This is a genomic window from Psychrilyobacter sp., from assembly GCF_049671765.1.
Taxonomy (GTDB): Bacteria; Fusobacteriota; Fusobacteriia; order Fusobacteriales; family Fusobacteriaceae; genus Psychrilyobacter.
This window is the reverse complement of sequence record NZ_JBATVM010000012.1, coordinates 1-7,324: the sequence shown is the minus strand read 5'-3', so window position 1 is coordinate 7,324 and position 7,324 is coordinate 1. Positions and strand designations below refer to the sequence as shown.

8 protein-coding genes are annotated in these 7,324 nt (G+C 27.7%); 4 read left to right on the top strand and 4 right to left on the bottom strand.

Annotation, left to right across the window (positions count from 1 at the left end; genetic code table 11):
* From WBG30_RS00575 to WBG30_RS00560, 4 genes are all read right to left on the bottom strand, one after another.
* Positions 1 to 743 (bottom strand): amino acid ABC transporter ATP-binding protein (locus tag WBG30_RS00575; protein ID WP_424502696.1); only part of this gene is annotated, 743 nt, incomplete at its 3' end.
* Positions 744 to 768: 25 nt separating this feature from the next.
* Positions 769 to 1,434, bottom strand: a complete 666-nt coding sequence (locus WBG30_RS00570; protein ID WP_424502695.1) for an amino acid ABC transporter permease — start codon at positions 1,432 to 1,434, stop codon at positions 769 to 771.
* Between the two features lie 121 nt (positions 1,435 to 1,555).
* Positions 1,556 to 2,326: an amino acid ABC transporter substrate-binding protein gene (locus tag WBG30_RS00565; RefSeq protein WP_424502694.1), complete on the bottom strand. Its 771-nt coding sequence runs from the start codon at positions 2,324 to 2,326 to the stop codon at positions 1,556 to 1,558.
* A gap of 18 nt (positions 2,327 to 2,344) precedes the next feature.
* Complete coding sequence (locus WBG30_RS00560; protein ID WP_424502693.1) at positions 2,345 to 2,770, bottom strand: RrF2 family transcriptional regulator; 426 nt, start codon at positions 2,768 to 2,770, stop codon at positions 2,345 to 2,347.
* A gap of 321 nt (positions 2,771 to 3,091) precedes the next feature.
* Between WBG30_RS00560 and WBG30_RS00555 the strand changes: the two genes are divergently transcribed.
* The 4 genes from WBG30_RS00555 to WBG30_RS00540 are packed head-to-tail and all read left to right on the top strand — an operon-like array spanning position 3,092 to position 7,323.
* Positions 3,092 to 4,354 carry a TolC family protein gene (locus WBG30_RS00555; protein WP_424502692.1) on the top strand — a complete coding sequence of 421 codons (1,263 nt, stop codon included), beginning with the start codon at positions 3,092 to 3,094 and terminating at the stop codon, positions 4,352 to 4,354.
* Between the two features lie 9 nt (positions 4,355 to 4,363).
* Positions 4,364 to 5,425, top strand: coding sequence for an efflux RND transporter periplasmic adaptor subunit (locus WBG30_RS00550; protein ID WP_424502691.1), 1,062 nt, complete (start codon positions 4,364 to 4,366; stop codon positions 5,423 to 5,425).
* A 12-nt stretch (positions 5,426 to 5,437) separates the two neighbouring features.
* Positions 5,438 to 6,112: an ABC transporter ATP-binding protein gene (locus tag WBG30_RS00545; protein ID WP_424502690.1), complete on the top strand. Its 675-nt coding sequence runs from the start codon at positions 5,438 to 5,440 to the stop codon at positions 6,110 to 6,112.
* Complete coding sequence (locus WBG30_RS00540; protein WP_424502689.1) at positions 6,109 to 7,323, top strand: ABC transporter permease; 1,215 nt, start codon at positions 6,109 to 6,111, stop codon at positions 7,321 to 7,323. Before WBG30_RS00545 ends, WBG30_RS00540 begins: the two co-directional genes overlap by 4 nt.
* Position 7,324: the final 1 nt, after the last annotated feature.

Below are 7,324 nucleotides of genomic sequence, written 5' to 3'. Positions count from 1 at the left end.
ACTATGTGTTCTGAAAAAGATTTTCCCAAAAACGACTCTATCCTTTTATTTTTAGGAGATACTAGAATTTCATTAGGAGTCCCACATTCTATAATCATTCCGTCTTCCATAAAGATTACCCTGTCAGATACCTCTCTAGCAAACTTCATTTCATGAGTCACTATTATCATACTTATATTCTCAGAAACCAGTAACCTTATAAGATCTAAAACTTCTCCTACTAATTCAGGATCCAAAGCCGATGTAGGTTCATCTAATAATATCAGTTTATTTTCTAGAGCCATAGCTCTTCCTATTCCTATCCTTTGTTGTTGTCCTCCACTGAGTTCATTAGGATAAAACCCTTCTTTTCCCTCTAATCCTATTTTTTTTATTATCTCTTTTCCTTTTTTATCAGCTAATCTTTTATCTATTTTTTTTACTATTATAAGAGCTTCTGTTATATTTTCTAAGGCTGTTTTATTCTTAAATAAATTATAATTTTGAAATACCATAGAGGTCTTTTGTCTAAAAACTACTATGTCTTTTTTTTTATGATTACTAGCTTCTAGCCTTAAATCATCTATTGTTATAGAACCCTTTGTAGGCACTTCTAAATAATTTAAGCATCTTAAAAAAGTTGATTTTCCACTTCCAGAGGGACCTATAATAGATACAATCTCTCCTTTTTCCAGAGAAAAATCTATTCCTTTTAAAACTTCTACTCCACCAAAACTTTTATGTAATTTTTTTACCTCAACTATATTAGCTTTATTCACAACTCTCCTCCTAATAACCTTTATTTAATTTAATCTCTAGTCCCTTTTGAACTCTTTCAAGTAAAATTACTAATCCCCAATAAACTAAAGCTACAGCTAAATAACTCTCTAAGAACCTATATGAACTAGCTGCCTCTAATTGTGTCTTTGCCATGATATCAGCAAGTCCTAGAGTAAAGGCCAAAGATGAAGATTTTAATAGATCTATAGATATATTTACAATTGATGGAATAGCAACCCTTATCCCTTGAGGTATCACTATCTTTATCATCACTTGAATAGTATTCATCCCAACTGAGTACCCAGCTTCTAATTGTCCCTTGTCTACAGACGATAATGCTCCCCTTATAGTTTCAGCCATATAAGCAGAAAAATGTAAGCTAAGTCCTAATATAGTAGCCACAAAGGCATTCATATTAATAAAAATAGGAAACACTTGAGGTAATCCATAATAAATTAAAAATAATTGTACCAACAATGGAGTTCCCCTGAAGAAAGATACAAATAATCCCGTTATTTGATATAAAATTTTTATTTTAAAAAATCTAATAACGGCTATTAATATCCCCAATAAAACAGCTATAAATGTTGATATAAATGTTATTTTCAATGTTAGCCCCAAAGCTTTAAATAAAATTGGGAACAACCCAACCATTGCTTCTATTTTAAAATCCATTTTTCCCCTCTCTTTTATTTTATTTTTAAAGAAAATAGGCACTTTAACTTTTAGAAAGGTTTTCTTCCTTTAGAATTAAAATGCCTATTAATTGTCTAATCAAATCCAAATTATTAAAAAATTAATTTGAAGTTATATCTATCCCAAAATATTTATTAGAAATTTTTATAAGAGTTCCATCTTTTCTCATTTTATTTAAAGCTTCATTAACTTCATTCATAATCTTTTGATTTTTTTCTTTTTTTACAAAGGGAAAAGCATTAGCTATATATTTAACTGGTTTATCTAATAATTCAATTTGAAGATTATTTTTCTTGATCAACTCTACGATTGAAACCTTATCCATCATAAATGTATCCACTCTACCTAATTCAACATCTTTAACTAAGCTTCCAGAATTATAAACAACTGTTTCAAATTCCATTTTTTTAGATAACCCTCTCACAATTTCTTCAAAATTTGTTCCCACTTCTGTGGCAACTCTTCTCCCTACCAAATCTTCTATCCCTTTGATCCCTTTTGGATTCCCTTTAGCCACAAAAAACTGAGCTCCAGAATAAACATATGGAATTGAAAAATTATACTTTTCTAATCTTTTGTCAGTAATTGTAATTTGATTAGATACTGTATCTATTTTTCCTATATCTAACATCCCAAATAAACCACTAAATTTAGCCTGTTTAAATTCAATATCTTTTCCTGTTCTTTTCCCTATTTCATTCCAAACATCTATATCAAAACCTTTAAGTTCATCATTTTCTGTGTAAGTAAATGGATAATATCCTCCAGAAGTTCCCACCCTAATAACCTCTTTTTGAGCCCCTTCTTTTCCACATGCTATAAATAAAGTACCTAATAATATTCCTAATAATAAAACTTTAAATTTGTTCATAACTCCCTCCTAATTTAATCATATATAATAAATATCTGTTCGATCATCACTGTATTTGTCTTTTAAATTTTCTAAACTTATGTTCCCTGTTAATTCTTTTATTTTATTTTCTATCTTTTCCCATACTTCTTTTTCCAAGACAGATTCTAAAGTTTCTAAATTATAGTTACTGTAAGAAGATGTTTTTTGAGTATCCTCCAATATATTTAAGATATCTCCTACACTAATTTCATTTGGTGATCTTGCTAAAATATATCCTCCCTGAGCTCCCTTACTACTACTTATTAAACCTGATTTTTTTAAAATTAAAAATATTTGTTCTAAATACCTCTTAGACATATCTTGTTTTTCAGATATTTCTTTAACACTAAATTTTATTTGTGGATTACAAGCCATATACACCAATGCTCTCAATCCATATTTACTTTTTTTACTTATTGTCATCTTTTTTCCTCCTTAAAATACACTTAACACGTAGGAATTAAGTATTTTAATATAATGTGATAATAACATAGGTTACTTCCCTTGTCAATAATATTTTTTACTAATTAAGTAAAGTTTCACAATTATCTCTATTTTTTTTATGTTTTAAAAACTTAACTTTTTTAATTTTATTTAAAATATTGACAGTTTTTCAAAATTAGTGTACTATCTTACTAAGGCACCGATGCAGAAAAGGAAAGATAAATATAACATACCCTTGCAAACACTAAGTCCTAGAGGGGGAAATTCATTTATTATGCTAAATATTTAGGAGGAGAACACATGAAAAAGTACGTTGTTTTATTTTTTATATTAATATTCAGTAGTTCATTTTCACAAGAATATTCCATTGATGATTTAATTTTAAAATTAAAAAAGAATGGACCTGAAAATAAATATAAAGATTTAGATTTAAAAAAGATTGAAATCCAAGAAAAAGAGGCTAGGCTTACTGATCGAGATGGAATTTTATTCAAGGCTATACCTTCACACAGTAACGATATTAAGAGAAAATACAAAAAAGATTATGGTGAGATAAGCGGTAGCTACGATTTTTTAACTCTTGGTGTTAACTACGACAGTAACGCAAAATATGACCCAAACCCATTTATTGGAGTTAATAAAGATTTAAAAGATTTATTTTATTCTCAACGATCACACAAGATGTCTTTATCTAAACTAAATTCAAAAAAAGAAAGAAATAATATAGATACTAATCTAAACAAAAGTGTCATTAGTCTTATTGATTCATACAAAGAGTATAGAAATATGGAAGAAATCCTAGATTTTTATAAAACTCAAAACAAATTATATAAAGATGAATTTAATAATATTTCAAAAAGATATGAATTAGGAGATGCTACTAAATTAGAATGGGAGTTAGTCAATTTAAAATATCAAAATTTAATAGATAGTTTAAAAGTTTTATCCAAAAATATAAATAACAAAAGACTAGATTTCAAAAAATTATATAATATTCACATTACCAAAGATGATACTTTAACTAATCTAGTTGATACTAATGATAATATAAATAATCTAATTAATAATTTAAGAACTAATGATTTAGAAAATATAAATTTTGATAAAAAAATAGCTCAAGAAAATTTTGATTATTCAGAATATAATGATAAGGTTCCTAATTTAAAATTTTCTACAAATTATAATTTAGAATCTGAAGATTGGTTAATTTCTTTAGAATTAACTAAACTACTTTTTAGTGAAAATTCTGATTCAAAAATAAATAAAATCCAATTAAAAGAATTAAATTTAAGAGAGATAGACTTAAAAAAACAAATTGATTCTGAAAAACAATTTAGTTTAATAGAAATTGAAAATTTGCAAACCAAGAGAAATAATCTAAGAAAAAAATTAAAAGTAAAAAAATTAGAATTTTTAATTGACAAAAAGAAATTTGAATTAGGTAAAAAAGAATTTACTGATTATATTGAAAGTCGTGAAAATTACGAGAACACTTTTATTGAATACGATAAATCTCAAAACGAATTAGCAGCATTTATTTACAAATTAGAATATCAAAATTAGGAGGAAAATATGAAAAAGAAAAAATTAATAATAATAATTATATTACTTTTGATAATTATAGCTGGATATTTTAAATTTAGAAAAAAAGATGTCCAAAAGAAATATACCGTATATACAGTAACAGCTCAGGAGCTAAAAGATACTGTCCAAGCAGATGGAAAGATCTACCCCCTTGACACAAGAAAAATATTTATAGATAATAGCTTAAAAGTAAAAAAATTAAATTTTTACAAGGGTGACTCTATAACAAAAGGACAAGTTGTAATGACTTTTGACACAAGCGAAAGGGATTCTCTAAATAGAAATATCGAAAAATCTAATTTACAAATACTCAAGTTAAAAAGAGACTTACACACAGCGCAAGAATTATTAGCTATCGGTGGCTCTACAACAAATTTTATCAAAGATTTAAAATTAAAATTAAGAGAAAAAAACATTGATTTAAAAGAATACGAAGAAAACATCTCTAGGCTAGTTACTGAGATAAAAAGTCCTGTTACGGGAACCATCACATCTATGAAAGCAGAAGAGAATTACAGAGTAAATACAGAAGTAGAATTATTCACTATCGCAAACTTATCAGATATAGAAATTAAATTATTTATTCCAGAATACGATGTAAGTAAATTAAAAAAAGGATTTGAAGTTGATATCAAACCAGAAGCATACAAAGACAAAAAAATATTAAAAGGAATAATATCAAGCATAGGAACATTTGCTACTGATGATAAAAAATACAAGTCTAGCAATGAAGCATATGTAGAAGTAAAAATTAAATTAGATAAAAAACCTAATGATTTAAAACCAGGATTTACTGTAGTAGGTAATATATATACCTTCCATAAAAAAGATATTTTATTAATCCCTAGAGGAGCTTTTACAGAAATTGATGGAAAAGATTTTGTATATAAAGTAGATAAAGAAAATATATTACACAAAGTGGCTATAACAACTGGTGATAGCAATAACGAAAGTATTGAAATCACAAATGGAATAAATAAAGATGACAAAATTATAGCAACTATTGACTCTACTTTAAAAGATGGAGAAAAAATAGAAATAGCTAATTAGTTGGAGGAGTCTATGATCGATATAAAAGATATGAGAAAAGTTTATAGTAACGGAAAGTTAGAATTAGAAGCTATTAAAAAAGTGAATTTCCATATAAAAAAGGGGGAATTTGTAGCAATAATGGGCCCTAGTGGGAGTGGAAAATCAACAATTATGAATATCCTAGGGTGTCTTGATAAACCTACAAGTGGTGAATACTATTTAGATAAAGTAAATGTTAGCCATTTAGATGATGATGACTTATCTAAAATTAGAAACGATAAAATAGGATTTGTATTTCAATCATTTAATCTATTATCAAAATTAACTGCTCTAGAAAATGTAGCATTGCCTCTAGTATATGCTGGGATTAAGAAGAAAGAAAGAATCAAAAGAGCTGGAAAAGCCCTCAAAAGCGTAGGGCTAAGTGACAGAACTCATCACCTTCCAAATGAGCTATCTGGTGGTCAAAGACAAAGAGTAGCTATAGCTCGTGCCCTCGTCAATGAACCATCTATAATAATGGCAGATGAACCCACTGGTAACCTCGATTCAAAATCTGAAGAAGAAATATTGGAAATTTTTAAAGAATTAAATAAAAATGGAACAACAATAGCAATGGTAACTCATGAGCCAAATATTGCAAATCATTGTCAAAGAATTATTCGATTTAAAGACGGAGAATTAGTAGGAGATGAACGACTATGAATTTAATAGAAGGAATCAAGTCTGCTTTTAAAAGTCTCTATATCAATAAGATGAGATCTGCTTTAACTATGCTAGGAATAATCATTGGTATCTCCTCAGTAATTCTAATGTCAGGAATAGGAAACGGAATTCAAAAAACTATTTTAAGCGATATACAAACTAGTACTCTAGGAAATTTTAGCGTGAAAGTTGACAAAGAAAATGAAAAATATAAAGGTCGTGACAGACTAAGAATAAGCGATGCAGAATTAATAGCTAGAGATCCTAGAATTATAGGAGCAGATCCAGAAACTACTAAATATGTTCGTTATAAATTAAATGAAAATGATGTATGGATATATATATTATCTTCGACTTATGACGGTGCAAAGGTGTTCCCATTTAAATTTTTAGAAGGTAGACCTTTTACTAAAAAAGAATATTCCGAAGATAGGCCTTTAATTACTATTGACCATTTATTTGCGAAAGAACTTTTTAAAGATGAATCCGCCATTGGAAAAACATTAACTCTAAAAACTCTAGATTCAAATAATATAGCAAAGCAAAAAACTTATTCTATTGTAGGAGTGTTTAAAAATCCAACTGGTTCTGATAATGCTGTAGGAAGTCTATTTACACAAAAACTCGTATTTATGCCATTAAATAAGCTAATGAAATTTAAAGGCGATAATAGTCTTGAAGTCATTACTGTAAAAGTCAAAGATAGCTCTCAAATGGAACTTATTATGAAAGATGTAAAAGAAAAATTAGAACTTTCACGGACAAAAAATATCTATAAAATCAAAAAAGATGATGAGGGCAAGTCTGTTGGTGAGATCTTGGATAAAATACAATTATTTGTTTTAGCAGTTGCTTTTATTTCTTTATTTGTTGGTGGAATTGGGATAATGAATATCATGTTGGCTAGTGTTACCGAAAGAATAAAAGAAATCGGGATAAGAAAAGCTATTGGCGCTAGAAATAGAGATATCTTAACTCAATTTCTTATAGAATCTATATTTTTATCTGTTGTAGGTGGAGTTTTAGGAGTAATAATTGGAATTTGTCTTGGTAACCTTGTAGGATTACTTATAAAAATTCCTCCAGTATTTACACTAAAAATTATAATTATATCTGTAGGAGTTTCTTCCTTTATAGGAATAGCCTTTGGAGTAGTTCCTGCCAGAAAAGCTTCTTTACTAAACCCAATTGATGCTCTAAGAAGTGACTAAT

Excerpts from the sequence above, each read along its gene's own strand:
- WBG30_RS00570 (WP_424502695.1), bottom strand. The coding sequence starts at position 1,434 with ATGGATTTTAAAATAGAAGCAATGGTTGGGTTGTTCCCAATTTTATTT.
- WBG30_RS00555 (WP_424502692.1), top strand. The coding sequence starts at position 3,092 with ATGAAAAAGTACGTTGTTTTATTTTTTATATTAATATTCAGTAGTTCA.
- WBG30_RS00565 (WP_424502694.1), bottom strand. The coding sequence starts at position 2,326 with ATGAACAAATTTAAAGTTTTATTATTAGGAATATTATTAGGTACTTTA.
- WBG30_RS00550 (WP_424502691.1), top strand. The coding sequence starts at position 4,364 with ATGAAAAAGAAAAAATTAATAATAATAATTATATTACTTTTGATAATT.
- WBG30_RS00545 (WP_424502690.1), top strand. The coding sequence starts at position 5,438 with ATGATCGATATAAAAGATATGAGAAAAGTTTATAGTAACGGAAAGTTA.
- WBG30_RS00540 (WP_424502689.1), top strand. The coding sequence starts at position 6,109 with ATGAATTTAATAGAAGGAATCAAGTCTGCTTTTAAAAGTCTCTATATC.
- WBG30_RS00560 (WP_424502693.1), bottom strand. The coding sequence starts at position 2,770 with ATGACAATAAGTAAAAAAAGTAAATATGGATTGAGAGCATTGGTGTAT.